The 15,870-nt window shown below is 62.2% G+C and carries 14 protein-coding genes; 6 read left to right on the top strand and 8 right to left on the bottom strand.

The window, feature by feature from the left end:
* Window positions 1-5 precede the first annotated feature (5 nt).
* Window positions 6-1,154, bottom strand: coding sequence for an acetate/propionate family kinase (locus ACZ5G6_RS12230; protein ID WP_498685792.1), 1,149 nt, complete (start codon window positions 1,152-1,154; stop codon window positions 6-8).
* Window positions 1,155-1,320: 166 nt separating this feature from the next.
* Between ACZ5G6_RS12230 and ACZ5G6_RS12225 the strand changes: the two genes are divergently transcribed.
* A complete protein-coding gene (locus tag ACZ5G6_RS12225) occupies window positions 1,321-2,124 on the top strand; it encodes a universal stress protein (protein WP_498685791.1) in 804 nt (267 codons plus the stop codon).
* A gap of 45 nt (window positions 2,125-2,169) precedes the next feature.
* Here the strand turns inward: ACZ5G6_RS12225 and ACZ5G6_RS12220 are convergent, their stop codons facing one another.
* Entirely contained in the window at window positions 2,170-2,670 is a 501-nt protein-coding gene (locus ACZ5G6_RS12220; protein ID WP_498685790.1) for a pyridoxamine 5'-phosphate oxidase family protein, read from the bottom strand.
* Between the two features lie 135 nt (window positions 2,671-2,805).
* Here ACZ5G6_RS12220 and ACZ5G6_RS12215 point away from each other — a divergent pair, with 135 nt between their 5' ends.
* Window positions 2,806-5,415, top strand: a complete 2,610-nt coding sequence (locus tag ACZ5G6_RS12215) for a cation-translocating P-type ATPase (RefSeq protein WP_498685789.1) — start codon at window positions 2,806-2,808, stop codon at window positions 5,413-5,415.
* Between the two features lie 53 nt (window positions 5,416-5,468).
* Window positions 5,469-5,927, top strand: coding sequence for a universal stress protein (locus ACZ5G6_RS12210; protein WP_498685788.1), 459 nt, complete (start codon window positions 5,469-5,471; stop codon window positions 5,925-5,927).
* Here ACZ5G6_RS12210 and pta read toward each other — a convergent pair.
* On the bottom strand, window positions 5,924-7,999 hold the full coding sequence (pta, locus tag ACZ5G6_RS12205) for a phosphate acetyltransferase (RefSeq protein ID WP_498685787.1): 2,076 nt from the start codon (window positions 7,997-7,999) through the stop codon (window positions 5,924-5,926). The two genes, ACZ5G6_RS12210 and pta, sit on opposite strands and share 4 nt — an antisense overlap.
* 205 nt (window positions 8,000-8,204) lie before the next feature.
* Here pta and ACZ5G6_RS12200 point away from each other — a divergent pair, with 205 nt between their 5' ends.
* Window positions 8,205-8,627, top strand: a complete 423-nt coding sequence (locus ACZ5G6_RS12200) for a pyridoxamine 5'-phosphate oxidase family protein (RefSeq protein WP_223932693.1) — start codon at window positions 8,205-8,207, stop codon at window positions 8,625-8,627.
* Here the strand turns inward: ACZ5G6_RS12200 and ACZ5G6_RS12195 are convergent.
* The 4 genes from ACZ5G6_RS12195 to ACZ5G6_RS12180 all read right to left on the bottom strand — a co-directional run bounded on the left by ACZ5G6_RS12195 (window position 8,566) and on the right by ACZ5G6_RS12180 (window position 12,652).
* The gene (locus ACZ5G6_RS12195; protein WP_498691846.1) at window positions 8,566-10,434 is read right to left on the bottom strand and encodes a heavy metal translocating P-type ATPase; all 1,869 of its coding nucleotides are present in this window, start codon (window positions 10,432-10,434) and stop codon (window positions 8,566-8,568) included. The genes ACZ5G6_RS12200 and ACZ5G6_RS12195 overlap by 62 nt on opposite strands.
* A gap of 72 nt (window positions 10,435-10,506) precedes the next feature.
* Complete coding sequence (locus ACZ5G6_RS12190; RefSeq protein ID WP_223932692.1) at window positions 10,507-11,574, bottom strand: zinc-dependent alcohol dehydrogenase family protein; 1,068 nt, start codon at window positions 11,572-11,574, stop codon at window positions 10,507-10,509.
* 72 nt (window positions 11,575-11,646) lie between these two features.
* The gene (locus tag ACZ5G6_RS12185; RefSeq protein WP_223932691.1) at window positions 11,647-12,111 is read right to left on the bottom strand and encodes a pyridoxamine 5'-phosphate oxidase family protein; all 465 of its coding nucleotides are present in this window, start codon (window positions 12,109-12,111) and stop codon (window positions 11,647-11,649) included.
* Window positions 12,112-12,181: 70 nt separating this feature from the next.
* Window positions 12,182-12,652, bottom strand: a complete 471-nt coding sequence (locus tag ACZ5G6_RS12180; protein ID WP_498685786.1) for a pyridoxamine 5'-phosphate oxidase family protein — start codon at window positions 12,650-12,652, stop codon at window positions 12,182-12,184.
* Between the two features lie 153 nt (window positions 12,653-12,805).
* Here ACZ5G6_RS12180 and ACZ5G6_RS12175 point away from each other — a divergent pair, with 153 nt between their 5' ends.
* Window positions 12,806-14,515 (top strand): GAF domain-containing sensor histidine kinase, encoded by a 1,710-nt coding sequence (locus ACZ5G6_RS12175; protein WP_498685785.1) that lies wholly within the window; start codon window positions 12,806-12,808, stop codon window positions 14,513-14,515.
* Between the two features lie 17 nt (window positions 14,516-14,532).
* On the opposite strand, the gene ACZ5G6_RS12170 is transcribed toward ACZ5G6_RS12175, so the two are convergent.
* Window positions 14,533-15,240, bottom strand: coding sequence for a response regulator (locus ACZ5G6_RS12170; protein WP_223932688.1), 708 nt, complete (start codon window positions 15,238-15,240; stop codon window positions 14,533-14,535).
* 223 nt (window positions 15,241-15,463) lie between these two features.
* On the opposite strand from ACZ5G6_RS12170, the gene ACZ5G6_RS12165 reads away from it, so the two are divergent.
* Window positions 15,464-15,826 (top strand): SPW repeat protein, encoded by a 363-nt coding sequence (locus ACZ5G6_RS12165; protein ID WP_223932687.1) that lies wholly within the window; start codon window positions 15,464-15,466, stop codon window positions 15,824-15,826.
* The last annotated feature ends 44 nt before the right edge of the window (window positions 15,827-15,870 follow it).

Raw genomic sequence — 15,870 nt, 5'->3', positions numbered from 1 at the left:
CCTTCCTATTCGTGTTCAGCGAGAAGTGAAGCCGTTGCTTCCGCGATCGCGCGCTCTTCGTCGCTGGGCACCACAAGCACGGGAAATGTGGAATCATCCGTGCTGACCCCACGGATACCTTTCACATCAGCTGAATTCTCGTCCGCGGAGACGCGCAATCCCAACGGGCCCAGCCAGGAAAGGACCTTGGCCCTGAACAGATGGGAATTCTCCCCCACGCCCCCCGTGAACACTAGAGCGTCGGGCCGCTGAACCACCATCGAGTAGGCCGCGATGTACTTGGCGAGACGGTAGGCAGCAGTTTCGAGGGCGAGAACCGCCCGGGGCTCCCCCCGCCCTACCGCCGCGCCAATTTCGCGCATGTCCGCCGTTCCGGCCAATGCCAGGAGGCCCGATTGGTGGTTGAGGACAGCGTCGACTTCGTCTGCAGTGGCTCCCGCACGTTGCATCAACACGATGATGGAAGGGTCCAGGTCCCCTGACCGGGTACCCATGACCAGGCCTTCCAGTGGTGTCATACCCATGGAGGTGTCCACGCTGCGGCCCTCCCTGACTGCCGTCACCGATGCGCCGTTACCCACGTGCGCCACTATTGCGTTCAGGGAAGGACAGGCCACATCAAGAAACGCAGCCGCATCACGGCATGCCATCTCCACGGAAATGCCGTGGAACCCATACCGCCTGACGGGGTGCTCCGTATAGCTGTCTTCCGGAATGGCATAGCGGGCTGCGAATTCAGGGATGGAACGGTGGAACGCTGTGTCGAAGACAGCCACCTGGGGGACCCCCGGCCAGCGTTCTCCAGCAGTCTTCATACAGGCGGCGCTTGAGGGGTTATGCAGCGGCGCCAAAGGACTCAGCCCTTCAATTGCCGCCACAACGTCTGACGTGACGCATACCGGGGTGCTGAACCGGTCACCGCCGTGAACGACGCGATGTCCGATTGCCTCCGGAGATCCTGTACCCATGTTCTTGGCCACTGCGGCACCGATTTCTTCAAAGGTCTCGTGCAGGCGGGAGGGCTCATAGCGGCTATCCGGTGGCAAATTGACCTGTCCCGAAGCCAGGACGCTGTCCTGCCCTGTGGGGTGCGCGGTGTCCCTCAAGTGGTATTTTAGCGATGAGGAGCCGGGGTTCAGCACAAGAACTTGCACATCATGATCCTTCCCGCCGACGTCCAGTGGGAGCTTCCAGCTCTCTGCTGAGGACCCTAACGCACTTCTGCAGGCGGCGGGAAGGACTTCCGGCCCTTGCGGCTGCGGCCACTCGCGCAGATAGTGGAAACGATCACTGTTGGGACTGCGAGGGGAACGCCGTTACGTGAAGAAGCAGATCGTGGCAGCCCTTGATGGTTCCAGGGCGGGCCGGAATGTCGCAGACTGGGCGGCGGCACATGCTGATGCCCTTGGTCTGGGGCTCAACCTCGTTCATGTGGTTCCGCCGGACTGGGCGTTTCCCGTGGAGGGTGAACGAAAGTTGGCCCTGGAACGTGCCAGCGACCTGTTGGGCAGCGAAATCGGGCGGCTCGCAGAGGCGTACCCTTCGTTGGAGGTCTCATCCACGCAGTTGTCCGGAGAACCCGCAGAAACCCTCGCCGGCCTGTCCCCGGAAGCAGACATGCTGGTTGCCGGAACCGACCGCGGGCCAGGGACGGAAGGCCAGGGATACGGCTCCGTCAGTTTCCAGATCGCAGTCACAAGCAACTGCCCGGTCGCTGTGGTTCCGGACATGGCATCCGGAGTCCGCACGGGCGTGGTGGTCGGAGTTGACGGCTCCGCCGATTCGCTCACTGCCTTGGATCTGGCGGCGAGTGAGGCACAGCGTATGGACGAAGAACTGATCATCGTTCATGCTTCGGGTCCGGAGCCCCGATCTCCCGGGAACAGTGGCATCCTGGCTGAAGCCGTTCGCTGGGTCAACGAACGCTACCCGGGGGTATCCGTGCAGGAAAGGCTGGAGGACGGTCTCGGCCCTGGGGACGCGCTGGTGGCTGCTGCCAGGGACGCCCGGCTGCTGGTCATGGGTTGCCGCGGGCGGGGCGGCCTGCGGGTGCTGCTGGGATCCGTGGCACAGCACGTTCTTCTCAATGTCCAGTGCCCCACCATCCTGACACGGCCGTCCTAAGAGCCGGGCGACAAACCAGAACCGCGGAAACCGGGACGTGGGCACCTACCTGGTTACGGCGTCGTCCCCTTCCGCGGCCTCGTCGTCGTCAGATGCGGCAGGATCCACCGGTGGCCACCATTTGGAGGGTGGTGTGATGACAAACCTCCGTCCGCTGATTTCCGTTGGCGTCACCCGCACCAAAATATCCTTGGGACCGGGCTGCCACGGGGACAAGCCGGCATCCACCGCTTCCTGGATTTCTTCGGGATGGGTCACGAACTCGGGGCGTCCCTTGATGATGACGCTCCAGGCAATGGTCCCGTAGCGGTTGAACCCGTCAGCTTCCATCGCAAGCACGGACCCTTCGCGGAGGGCCTTGTGTTTGGTCCCTTGCCCGGTCCTGAACAGCAGCGTCCCGAAATTGGGGATGTAGTTGACCGGGAAGATCTCTGGAACGTCCCCATTGATGAGTGCCACCCTGCACGTGGACGTGGACTGCAGATACTTCCAGCAGTCGTGAACGCTGAGTTCTTTGGTTTCCTGGTCCGGTGATGTGTTCTCCATGGCGCAGAGCCTAACGCCTCAGACGCGGCACGTGTAGGGCAGAAGGTCCTTTCCCAACCGTGCCCTTTGGCCCTAGACGCGTCCCGGTCACTGGTGGAGCCTTTCATCGAACAGGCATCCTGCATTGGAGAAACGATGTCCCCTGGGAATAAACCCCCTGCACCGCTGCCTGCAGCGACCGGAACCGACGGCCTGAGTTCGCGCGCGGCCGCGGAGTTGTTGGCAGAAGCGGGACCAAACGTCCTGCCACAAGCCAGAAAAGTGCCGCAGTGGCGAAAGCTGTTGGGCGAGTTGACGCACTTCTTCGCGTTGATGTTGTGGGTCGCAGCCGCCTTGGCCTACATCGGTGGCATGCCGCAGTTGTGTGTGGCAATCATCATTGTTGTCATCGTCAACGGGGTCTTCGCCCATATCCAGCAAGAACGTGCCCAGCACGCCGCTGAACGGCTGCAGGGCCTCCTCCCGGCCGAAGTGAATGTACGGCGCGATGGCAGGATCCAAAGCGTCCACGCAAGCGACCTCGTGCCGGGAGACGTCGTCATTCTGGCCGCCGGCGACAGGCTGCCCGCGGACATCCTGCTCGTTGCTGCCTCAAGCTGCACGGTGGATGAATCCATGCTGACCGGCGAAAGTGCAGCAGTACCGAAAGGCTGCAATGACCCCGCCTGGGGCGGAACGTTCCTGGTCAACGGAGAAGCAGAGGGCCTTGTCACCGCCACTGGCGGCAACACCAAACTGGCTGCCATTGCGGCACTCACGAGTGGCACCAAGTCACCACCAACTCCCCTGACCATGGAACTCCGAAGGATAGTCCGGCTCATAGCCTTTGTTGCTTTGACCGTTGCAGGCTTGTTCTTCGTCGTCTCACTCTTGGTAGGGATCGTCTGGCGCGACTCGCTTCTGTTTGCGATCGGCGTTGCCGTCGCGCTGATTCCGGAAGGCCTCCTGCCCACCGTCACTTTGTCGCTGGCCATGGGAGCGCAGCGGATGGCTGAACGACATGCGCTGGTTCGCAACCTGGAAGCAGTGGAGACACTCGGTTCAACCACCTTCATCTGCACGGACAAAACCGGTACCTTGACGCAAAACCGGATGAACGCCGTCGAAGTCTTCACTGCCGACGGTGCGGTGAAAATCGTGGGCGAGGGCTACGGCCCCGTTGCACGGATCGAAGGGCAGGCACGCAGCGCGGCGTTGCTGGCTGCTTTGGGTGCACGGGCAGCGTCGCAAGGACGGGCTGTGCAACATGCAGGTGAATGGACGGCCAGTGGCGACCCCATGGAAGCGGCGATTGATTCCCTGGCACGGCGGCTGCTGGGTCGCGAGCCTGAAACGGTCACCACTATGCGGCGCTTCGCCTTTGACGCCACCAGACGCCGGGAGTCTGTCATTGTCGGGGCCACGCTTTTCGTCAAGGGGGCCCCTGAATCCGTTTTGCCCTTGTGCGGGGATACCTCTGGCAACTTGGCCGACGCCGTGGAGTCGATGGCCTCGCGCGGGTTGCGGGTGATAGCAGTGGCAAGCCGGGAATTGCCTGGTACGGCGGAGGACTGGCTGGAACGATCGGCCGTGGAGGCCGAACGCAACCTTGTACCCTTGGGCCTCATCGGGCTCCATGACCCGCCAAGGCCGGATGTCGGTGACGTGATCAAGGCAGCCAGGGGGGCTGGGATCCGGATTGCAATGATCACTGGCGACCACCCATCAACGGCCGGTGCAATCGCCACGGAGATTGGGCTGATGGGTCCGGACAACCTCGTTGTCCAAGGCGTCGATCTCCCGGGGGACGAGCAGATCCTCGGTGCCCTCCTGGACCGCGACGGAGTTGTGGTCAGCAGGGTTTCACCGGAGCAAAAGCTCCGCGTGGCGAAGGCCTTGCAGGCCCGCGGCCATGTGGTGGCGATGACGGGAGACGGCGTCAACGACGGTCCCGCGCTTCGCCAGGCCGACATCGGAGTAGCCATGGGACTCAGCGGCACAGACGTGGCCCGCGAAGCTGCGGACTTGGTTCTCCTGGACGACCATTTCGCTACGATCGTGGCCGCAATCGAACAAGGGCGGGCAACCTACTCGAACATTCACCGCTTCCTCACTTACCACCTCACCGACAACGTGGCAGAGCTGGCACCGTTCGTCATCTGGGCATTGTCAGGCGGCCAGTTCCCGCTTGCGCTTGGTGTCCTCCAGATCCTGGCGCTCGACATCGGAACAGATCTGCTGCCTGCCCTGGCTCTCGGGGCCGAGCCGCCGGGAAAGCTTGTATTGAAGAGACCTCCCGAAAAGCGGCACCTTCTGGACCGTCTACTCATGCTGAGGGTGTTTGCCGTGATGGGACCCACCGAGGCCTTGATCGCAATGACGGCATTCTCAACAGTGCTGTTCGGCAGCGGCTGGGCTCGTGGCCAATCATTGGATCCGGGTGTACTGATGTCAGCGTCCGGGGCTGCCTTTGCCGCCGTTGTGCTGGGCCAACTCGCTACCGCTTTCGCATGCAGAAGCGCAACGGCTCCCCCGTGGAAGCAGGGATGGTTCACCAACCGACTCCTGCTCTGGGCTGTATCCGCCGAATTGGCGGCACTGGCCCTGTTCCTGTTCGTTCCGCCCCTGGCCGGAATCCTCGGACAGGCGCCGCCTACTGCCTTGGGGTGGCTCGTAGCCGTCCTTGCCATTCCTGGCGTCCTTGGCGTCGATTGGCTCTACAAACGGCTGCGCCACCGGCAAAGCGGAACCCCTTCGCCGGCCTGAAAACGTGTCCTTCGGCCCTATCGTGGCACCGTGCGCAGGGCCAAGCTGGTCCCATGAACTCACAATCACGACCGAATCGAATCGTCGTCGGCGTCGATGGCTCGGAATACTCCTCGAAGACCCTCGAAATGGCAGGGCGGATGGCGTCCGCCCTGGGTGGGCCCATTGACGTGATCACGTGTATCGGCATGTCCGATTTCTACATGGCATCGCGTTTCGAACATGAACTGACCCGCTTCACTTCACAGCTTGAGGACACGGCGAGGCGGTTGGTGGACGAGGCACTTGAACGCGCTTTCGGAGAGTCCCGCCCCGAGGACCTGACGGTCACTGTCAAATTCGGCGAACCAGCGAAGGTATTGGTCGAGGAAAGCCGTGGATCACAGTTGCTCGTCGTAGGCAGGCACGGCGCCGGCGGGTTCCTGAACCAGCCCATTGGATCGGTCAGCAAGGCTTGTGCAGCCCATGCCCACTGCCCGGTTCTTCTGGTGGCTACGGAGGACGACGCCTAGCCTGCTTGCTGCGCCTGGACGGCAGTGATGGCTACCGTGTTGATGATGTCATCCACTGTTGAGCCCCTGGATAGATCGTTGATGGGCTTGCGCAGACCCTGCAGGATGGGCCCGACGGCGATAGCACCCGAGGACTGCTCCACCGCCTTATAGGTGTTGTTGCCAGTGTTGAGGTCGGGAAAGATGAAGACAGTCGCCTTCCCTGCCACTGCCGACGAAGGCAACTTGGAGCTCGCGATCGTCGCATCTACTGCGGCGTCGTACTGAATTGGCCCATCCACCGGAAGGTCAGGACGTGCTTTCCTGACCAGTTCCGTAGCGCATCGCACCTTGTCTACGGCAGTTCCGGATCCAGAGCCTCCCGTCGAATAGGAAAGCATGGCCACCCTCGGCTCTACACCGAAACGGGAAGCAGTGTCAGCGGAAGCGATGGCGATTGCCGCGAGTTGTTCTGCGTTTGGCTCGGGAACCACTGCGCAGTCTCCATAAACGAACACCCGGTCCGGAAACAACATGAAGAAAACAGAGGACACCAGGCCCTCCCCCTCCCGGCCCTTCACGAACTCCAACGCAGGCCGTATGGTGTTGGCCGTAGTGTGAGCCGCGCCGGAGACCATGCCGTCTGCTTCACCGAGCTGGACCATCATTGTGCCGAAGTACGCCCCTTCAAGCATGATTTCCCGGGCACGTTCCATGATCATGCCTTTGTGCGCCCTCAAGCGGCAATACTCGGCAGCGAAGCGCTCCCTGAGCGGTGAACTGGCAGGATCAAGGATCTGGAGCCCGCTCACATCGATGCCATGGGCTTCAGCGAGCTCCCGGATCACAGCAACGTCGCCCAGGACCGTTATCCTGCAAACATCCCGGCGTCGAAGGATCTCGGCCGCCCGCAGGACGCGCAATTCTTCGCCCTCGGCCAGGACAATTCTTCGTTCCTGCTTCCGGGCCCTTTCGATCAGCTCGTTGAGGAAGCGGAGGGGTGTCATCGTGGCCGGATGGGGAAGGGCCAAACGATCGAGCATTTCGGTTTCGTTGACGCATCGGGACCACACACCCAGGGCAGCTGCCAGCTTACGGTTCTCCCCCGTGTGGATTTCGCTGCGCACACCTGCGACTTTTTGTGCTGTGGCATACGTATCTGTCGAGTGTGTGAAGACAGGGAAGGGCGCACGCTCCAACAACGGCAGCACGTGTGCACCGGGAAGCAACCCATCCGTCAGGATAATGCCCGCAGGCGTCGGAAGTTCGGGCGACAGGGCCGAGGCCAGGCAGGCCATCATGACGTCGGAGCGGTCACCGGCAACGATGACCAGATCGCCCGGACGGAGGGTCTCAAGGAAGTTATCCACGTTCATCCCCGCCACCTTGATGCTGCGCACATCACGGTCCAGCTCTGTGCTGCCCGACAGACGGGTAAGGCCCAAGGCGGAAGCGACGTCTGCAACAGTCAGGGTGGAAATATGAGGCACTTCGGGTATCACGTATGAAGGGACCTCCCCCGCAGACGCCCTTACAGCTCGATGGACATCCTCCAGTGCCCCGGGATCGGCGCGATTCACCACCAACGCCAGGACCGGGCAGCGCCCGGCCTTGAACTGCCTGACGGCTGCCTCCGCTGCGCCTGCTGTTTGTTCCACCGAGAGTCCCCTTGCGCCAACCACAGCCAGCACAGGCAGCCCCAGGTTGTTCGCCAACCTGGTGTTGAGGTCAAATTCCCTTCCGGCGTCGTTTCCACGGAGATCCGAGCCGTCAACCACCACCACATCGCACTCTTGCGCAATCCCCCTGTACTCCGCGAGGATCCAGGAGAACACTTCGTCCTGGCGGCCCGCCGCGACGTCAGCCCTCGCTGAGTCGAGGGACATACCGCTCCGGCAGCGGGATGGTTCCAGTTCGTAGAGTCGCCGAAGCATGACGATTACGGGGTCCTCCTGCGCCTCGGCGCGATTGACCAGCGGCCGGAAGAAGCCCAACCGTCCCGTCCTGCGATGCAGGGCATCGGCCAGCCCCAAAGCAACCAGCGACTTTCCGGAACCCGGAGCCACGGAAGCAACGTAAACGCCCTGGACCATATGTTTCCCTCCAGACCTGAACTGGCTGCTTCACAGCTTCTCCCGGACAGGCCCCGGAAGCCAGAGCCGAAGGTCATGGTCCCCTGCCTGCCCACAGGACCTTCGACCCTGTTGGGGCCAACACGGCCAGCCGTAGGATCACGGACATCAGCTGTGAGAGGCCCTCCAGCCCGGCAGCCCCTACCTCAAGTGCAGGAGAAAGACCGTGGAAAATGACGAGCGACCAGGCACTATCCTGTCCGAAGCCGACTCATGGAAGGTCCTCGAACGGAACCAGCATGGTCGTTTGGCCGTCAGCGTCCTGGGCGAGCCGGACATCTACCCCTTGAACTTCATCGCACACGAGAAGCGTTTGCTTCTCAGGACGAATCCGGGAACCAAGCTTGCCGAGCTGACCGTCAATGAGAAGGTTGCCTTCGAAGTGGAAGAGATCGTTGACGCCGAAGCTTGGAGCGTGGTCCTCAAAGGGACGGCGCGCGTGATCGAGTCGCAGTCGGAAATCGACGAGGCCGACAAGTTGCCCCTCAAACCGTGGATCCCGACCCGCAAATACACCTACGTGGAGATCACTCCAACGCGCGTCCAGGGCCGTTACTTTGAACTTGGGGATGAACCCGAGCGCTACTGAACGCGGGGCCAAGGGCCCTTGAATGTGGGCTGGCCAGCCGTGGACCAAGCGCCCTGAGCGCATTCAGGATAGTAGCCAAATCCACGAATTCCTGAAGCAGCGCCCCGGCCACGGCGGGGATCACGCCCAACATTGCCACGGCCATCAGGCCTAAGCTCAGGAGTATGCCTGTCCAGATGCTCGTGCGGGCGATCCGCATGGTGTGCTGGCCGATGTCCACCGCAAACGCGGCTCTTGAGAGGTCGTCGAGCATGATGACCACGTCCGCCGATTCACTTGCCGCAGTGGCACCTTTGGCGCCCATGGCGATGCCGACGTCGGCCGCCGCCAGGACAGGGGCGTCGTTGACCCCGTCACCAACCATCATGACCGGCCGCACAGGGAGGGCTGCAACGGTGGCGACCTTGTCGGAAGGCAGACACTCCGCCTGGACATTGCCGATCCCAGCGGTTTCGGCGATGTGATGGGCGGTCGACGACGCGTCGCCGGTCAACAGCATGGTTTGTGTGACACCAAGCCTGCGGAGTTCCGTAAGTGTTTCCACAGCATTTGCCCGCAAGGGATCACTCATGATGAGCGTCCCGGCAAACTTTCCCCCCACACCCACGTAGACCGCGAGTTGCCCTCCCTCCAGGGGCGTTCTTTCAAAGCCTGCCGTATTTTCCTCGACGAACGCCGGCTTTCCCACCACCACCCTCCGGGTTCCGACATCGGCACCCACGCCATTGGTGGCGTGTTCGCTGGCGTCCGTCGCCGGCAGCAACGGTAAGCCCCGCTCGCGTGCCGCCGCAATGACGGAGGCCGCAAAGATGTGCGACGAATACTGCTCAGCCGATGCCGCCAGCTGCAACAGCTCGTCTATTGACAGGCCTGCCCCCGCAGAAAGGCGAATCCCGGTCAGGACAGGTCTGCCTTGGGTGAGAGTACCGGTCTTATCGAACACAGCTGTCTTCACGCGGCTGAGCTGCTCCAACGTACCTGCATTCTTGATGATGATGCCGGCCTTGGCGGCCCGGCTGGTGCCGGCAAGGAAGGCGACGGGCGCGGCAATCAGCAAGGGACACGGCGTCGCAACAACGAGCACCTGCACAAACCGGACTGGATCCTGGCTAAGCCACCAGGCCGCCCCGGCAAGGACAAAGGCAACCAGGGTGAACGGCACGGCATATCTGTCAGCCAGGCGAACCGTAGGTGCACGACTCGCCGCGGCCTCCCTCACCAAGGCAACAATCTGGCTGTACTGGGAATCGCCTGCAGAAGCCGTGGCCACCATCCGGATCGCGTCGGCCCCGTTCACGGAGCCACTGAGCAGCAAGTCTCCCGCCAGTCGCTCCGCCGGCAGGCTTTCGCCTGTCAGCGCGGACTCGTCAAAGGTCCCGACGTCGGACAGCAGCCTACCGTCCACGGGGACCGTTTCAGCCGGCTTCACCAGCAGAATGTCACCGGGACCAACGTCGTCTACGCCGACATCTTCCACGCTCCCACCGGCTTCCTCACGGTGGGCAATACGCGGGGTACGTTCCAATAGGGCGCGGAGCTCCTTGGTGGCGCGGCCGTGGGCAAAGTCCTCCAACGCTTCGCCACCGGTCAGCATGAGAACAATGACAAGTGATGCGATGTACTCCCCGACAATGGCGGTGGAACAGATGGCTGTTACGGCCAAAAGGTCAATACCCCAGCGTCCTTGAAAAAGGCCCTTGACCATGCCTCCGGCGCGGTAGAGCGCTACCGAGAGCGAGTAGATGGTGGCCGTCCCCTGGGCTGCGGCATTGTTCCCGCTGATAGCCAGCGCCGCCACGCCGAGCATGGCCAGCACAGTGCCGGCCACCAACGGAAAGCGCGCAACCAGCGCCACCAAACGATGTCTCACGGCGAAGGTTCAGTCATGGGGAGTCCTGCTGATTACCACTTTCAATGCCTCCGTTTCGGCGGCCCTTGAAAAGGTGTCATAGGCATCCATGATCCGGTCGAGGGAAAAGTGATGGGTGGCGAACTTCTCTGCGGGCAGCTTGTGCTGGGCAACCAAGCGCAGGAGCATCGGGGTGGTGTTCGTGTTGACCAGGCCCATGCTGATGTTGATATTGCGGATCCACAAGTCCTGCAAGGGCAGTTGAATGGGCTTCCCATGAACGCCGATATTGGCCACATTGCCTCCTGGACGCACCAGCCGCAGTGCCATCTCGAAAGTCTCCGGTATCCCCACCGCTTCCATGGCAACGTCAACGCCGGCACCATCCGTGAGGGCCAGGACGTCGCTGATCCAGTCCGGGCTTTCGGGGTTGACGGTGTGCGTTGCACCGAAATCGGCGGCCCTTGCAAGGCGGCTTTCGTTGGGGTCGATGGCGATGATCGTCGACGCGCCGCAGAGTCCCGCCGTCGCCATGGCTGCCAGGCCAATGGGTCCGGCCCCCACTACGGCGATAATGTCGCCGGGAGCTACGCGGCCATCCAGAACACCGATCTCAAAGGCCGTGGGAAGGATGTCGGACAACATGACGGCCTCATCATCGCTGACACCGTGCGGAAGCTTGTGAAGTGAGTTGTCCGCGTAGGGAACCCGAACGAACTCCGCCTGCGTCCCGTCAATGAGATGACCGAAAATCCAGCCCGTACCCACCTGCCCTTCGTCTCCAAGGCAATGCGAGAACAGCCCTTTCCGACAATTGACGCAGTGTCCGCAGGACTTGATGCAAGAGATGATCACACGGTCTCCTGCCCTGATTCCGCTAACTGAACTGCCAACCTCCATGACGGTACCCACGCCTTCATGGCCGAGGATCCGTCCAGGTTCCACCGCAGGTACGTCGCCTTTGAGGATATGCAGATCGGTCCCGCAAATGGTGGTTGTGTCGATGCGCACAATCGCATCCGTGGGCTCTGTGATGCCTGGATCCGGAACATCTTTCCACGTCTTGGTTCCTGGACCGCCGTAAACAAGGGCTTTCATGGTGCTGATCCGTCCTGTGCGTTGCCTTGCAGGCTGCCGTCCAGCACGCGTGCAAGGCAGTTTGGGAGTGGGTTAGTGGAAAGTATCGGTGCGCGCGTCGTTCAACGGGGTTCCCCAGAGGTCCGGCCGCTTGGTCGTAAAGCGGCGGCCGGTGACGGCGTCCGGAGTAAGGCGCACGTAGTAGTTCTTGCTGCCGGGTTGCCAGGGATCGAGCCCCAGTGCGTCGACCTCGGCCCTTTCCTCCCGGTCCAGGATCAGGGTTGTCCGGCCCCGAACGACCACACTCCAGGCTTTTCCGCTGAGTGCCCGGTAACCGTCGATTTCCAAGGCGCAGGGGGTGGTCATGGTGCTCCAGAATTTTGTACCAGCACCTGTACGGAAGACGATGCTGTCTCCGTCCAGGACGTAGTTCACCGGAAAGACATCGGGGTGTCCATCAACCAGGACGGCAAGCCGGCCAACGTTGGTCTCACCCAACAGGTCCCAACATTCGTCCGGGGCCAGCCGTTCTACTACGGCATCAGGCTTTGTCTTCATGCCCTCGACGCTAGCGGCGGCACGTCGGCGTCGTTAGGGCCGTTGGTCCCGGGCCAGTGCGGGCCGGCCACTACTCCAAACCTGCGCGGGTGGCATCGTCCAAGGGGCTCCACCACGTCAGGGGCGGCGTCACTTTGAAGCGTCGCCCGGTCATGGAAGTTGGGACAACGCGGACAAAATGGTCCTTCCGGCCAGCCTGCCAAGGAAAGAGCAAAAGGCCAACAGTGTCCAGCACATCCTGTGTCAACTTGATGCTTTCTGTTGTCCCCTTGATCACGACGCTCCAGGCAATACCGGATCCGGAGTCCACCCCATCCGCCTCCACCGCTACAGGTGTTGCCCCCAAGGCTGCATGGAGCTTTGTGCCTTCGCCAGTGCGGAACACCAAGGTTCCGTGATCGACCTTGTAATTAATGGGGAAGATGTCGGGATGGTCGCCTGCCCAGACTGCCAGGCGCCCCACTGACACACTGCGCAGCAGTTCCCAGCATTGCTTGATGTCCAGGTTCTCTGCCTCGGGGATAGCTGGTTTGTTCGTCATGCGATGACACTAAGCCGGCCCACGGCATTGCGACAGGGCCCAAAGCCCCCTACCCAGCCAACTGTGGAGGCCTGAATGGCCCCGGAGTAGGCTGGCACCGTAGATGGCTGCGGCACCTCGCAGGGTGTTGCCGGTCCCGGTCGAAAGGCGACGATGAACGACTCTCCGGAGGAAGCACGCAACGAGCCCCCGAGCGCGCCGGGAGTCCAGTTGGAAGATCTCCTGAAAGACTTCATGGCCCGGGCGGGAGAACTGCTCCAGGCGCAGGAGAGAACACGGGGGCTGCTGGAAGCGGTGGTGGCCGTGGCGGAGGATCTGAGCCTCGAATCCGTGTTGGAGCGGGTTGTAAGATCCGCCTGCGATCTCCTCCAAGCACGCTATGGCGCTCTGGGCGTCATCGGCGAGGACAACGCACTCAGTCACTTCATCACCGTCGGCATCGATGACCACCTGGCCAGCCGGATCGGCCCTCTTCCCACCGGCCACGGGGTCCTTGGTCTCCTGATCACTGAGCCCGCGCCGCTGCGGCTCCATGATCTCAGCCAGCATCCCAAAGCGTATGGCTTTCCCCGGCACCATCCTCCAATGAAATCGTTCCTCGGTGTACCGGTCCGGGTCCGGGACACGGTCTTTGGGAACCTCTACCTGACGGAAAAGAACGGCGGCGAGGACTTCACGCCGGAGGACGAGGATCTGGCGATTGCCTTGGCGGCCGCAGCCGGCGTGGCCATTGAGAACGCGCGCCTCTACGAGGACGCCCGTCGCCGGACATCGTGGCTCGAAGCCTGCCTGGACATCACCGGCAGGATGCTTGAGGACGGCCAGCCCGAAAGTGCATCCCTGGACCTGATCGCAAGCAGGGCTTTGCTGGAATCCGAGGCGAAGCTGGCCTTGGTCCTGCTGCCTGCCGCCGAGCGGCCCGGGGGCTACACTGTGGAGGGTTTCGCCGGAATAAACAGCGTCGCACTCAGGGGTCGGGTGCTATCCGTGGATTCCGCGGATGTCGGCGCCGGTACCTTGGACGGGGCAGCCACCACCTTCGATGATCCTTGGAGACTCGTTGACGGCACAGGCGATGGGCAGCCGGGAAAATTGCTCATGGTGGACCTCAGCGCCCAGGGCACCCATCAGGGATTCCTCATACTGGGCCGTTCGCCCGGCACCGGGGCCTTCTCCGCCACCGATATTGATATGGCATCCGTCTACGGCTCACACGTGGCCTTGGCTCTGGCCCTTGACCGTATTCATCGCTTACGTGAGCAGTTGGTGGTCTTTACCGACCGGGACAGGATCGGGCGGGATCTTCATGATCTGGTGATTCAACGGCTCTTCGCCGCAGGACTGAGCATCCAAAGCCTGCGTCGCTTCACTTCCACAGGCTCTGCTGCAGGGCGAATCGATGCCATAACGGACGAGCTCGACACCAGCATCCGCGATCTTCGGAATACTATCTACTCGCTGCGGGCCAATACCCGTGAACGTGAGCTCTTGAGTAGCCGGATCCTGCGGACCATACATGCGGGGGCAAAGGCCCTGCCACATGCACCTCACCTGACACTGACAGGTGCCGTGGACGCCTTGGAAGACGAGGTTGTCGTAGAGCACCTGTTGGCAGTCATTACAGAAAGCCTCAGCAACGCCGTCCGCCATTCGGGGGCAGAAACCATCACCGTTGCCGTGGCAGTGGAAGACGGCGCCCTGATCATGGAGCTGGCCGATGATGGCCGCGGATTCAAGGAGCCCGGGTCCGGCAATGGGCTGGGGAACATGATCCGCCGGGCCGCTGAACTCAATGGTTCATGCACCATCACCAGCACCCCGGGCAAAGGTACCTCGCTGACATGGACCGTTCCGTTGCGGTGAGCGGGTCAACCTGCCTGTCAGCGACCTCGTCCTGAGTCGTCCCCTGGCGTGTGGGCCATGAAAACCGCGGCCTGGGTCCGGCGCTCAAAACCCAGTTTCGCCAACAATGACGAGACATAGTTCTTGACAGTCTTCTCTGCCAGGAGCATCTCCTCGCCAATCTGGCGGTTGGTCATGCCTTGGCCGACGTAGTCCAGGACACGCCGCTCCTGCGGGGTCAGGGACGCTACGCGCGGGTCCAGCCGTTTGGGCTCCGTCAGTCCCTTGATGATCCGAGCCTTGACGGACTCATCGAACAACGATTCGCCGCGGGCTGCCCGTCGTAAGGCGCCCAGGAGATCCGTGCCGCCAATTTCCTTGAGTATGTAACCGGCAGCGCCAGCCAGGACTGCTCCCCGCAGTGCCTGCTCGTCGTCGTAGCTGGTCAGAATCAAACAGTTGAGGCGAGGGTCCACGGAGCGGACGTCCCGGCAAACTTCGATTCCTGTCCCGTCCGGAAGCCGCGCATCCAAGACCGCTACGTCGGGGTGCAGGGCTGGTATCCGGCGTGTCGCCTCCTCGGCAGACCCGGACATGCCAACCACCTCGAACCCTTCGCTTTCCAGCAACTCCTGCAAACCCCGGCGTACCAATTCGTGGTCGTCGAGTATGAAGACGCGGATGGGCTGCGCCCTACTGATGGGCTGAGCCGTGATGTCCTGGCCGGATTCCTCTATGCGATTCATGATTATCCTCTCCGGCGGGGGGCACCGCACATGCCGATCTTTCAACACCTCCAAATTGTTGCCGACCTCCTCGCCGGGTCACAAGGGCCCAAGGACCCTGCCGCCTCGTGACTTTCGGCCCTGTTGTGCCATGTGGTTTGAACGGACGCTGGGAATACGGGAGACCGGAAGCCGTCCTGCAGAGGCAGGCGGTGTTTCCAGACAATGAAGGAGCAAGAACACCATGAAGAAATGGACGCGATGGCAGGACTGGACCGTTGTCGCAGCCGGCGCCTATGCGGCCCTCTCAGTGCTGTGGACCAGTCAAATGGGGTCCTCGACGGCGGTAATGGTCACGCTGGGCATACTCCTTGTCATCGGCGGGGTCGTTAACCTTGCCATGCCGGGGATGCCTGCCGCGGAATGGGCACAAGCCATTATTGCCGTGGCCCTGCTGCTGGCGCCGTGGGTAGCCGGCTTCACTTCTGCCACGGGCGCGGCCTGGAGCGCGTGGATTGCCGGCGCCGTTGCGTTGGTAGTTACCGCATTGGCAATAAAACCCAGTACCCAGGAATACCGGCATCACCACGTCATGCCGTCGTCCTAGCAAGGACAAATATCTGGCGCCGGAGCATCGCCCGGCGCCAGATG

This window comes from Arthrobacter sp. TmtSoilC51, assembly GCF_055388015.1.
Note: the sequence above shows the minus strand (reverse complement) of the source record. Positions and strands in the feature narration are given on the sequence as shown.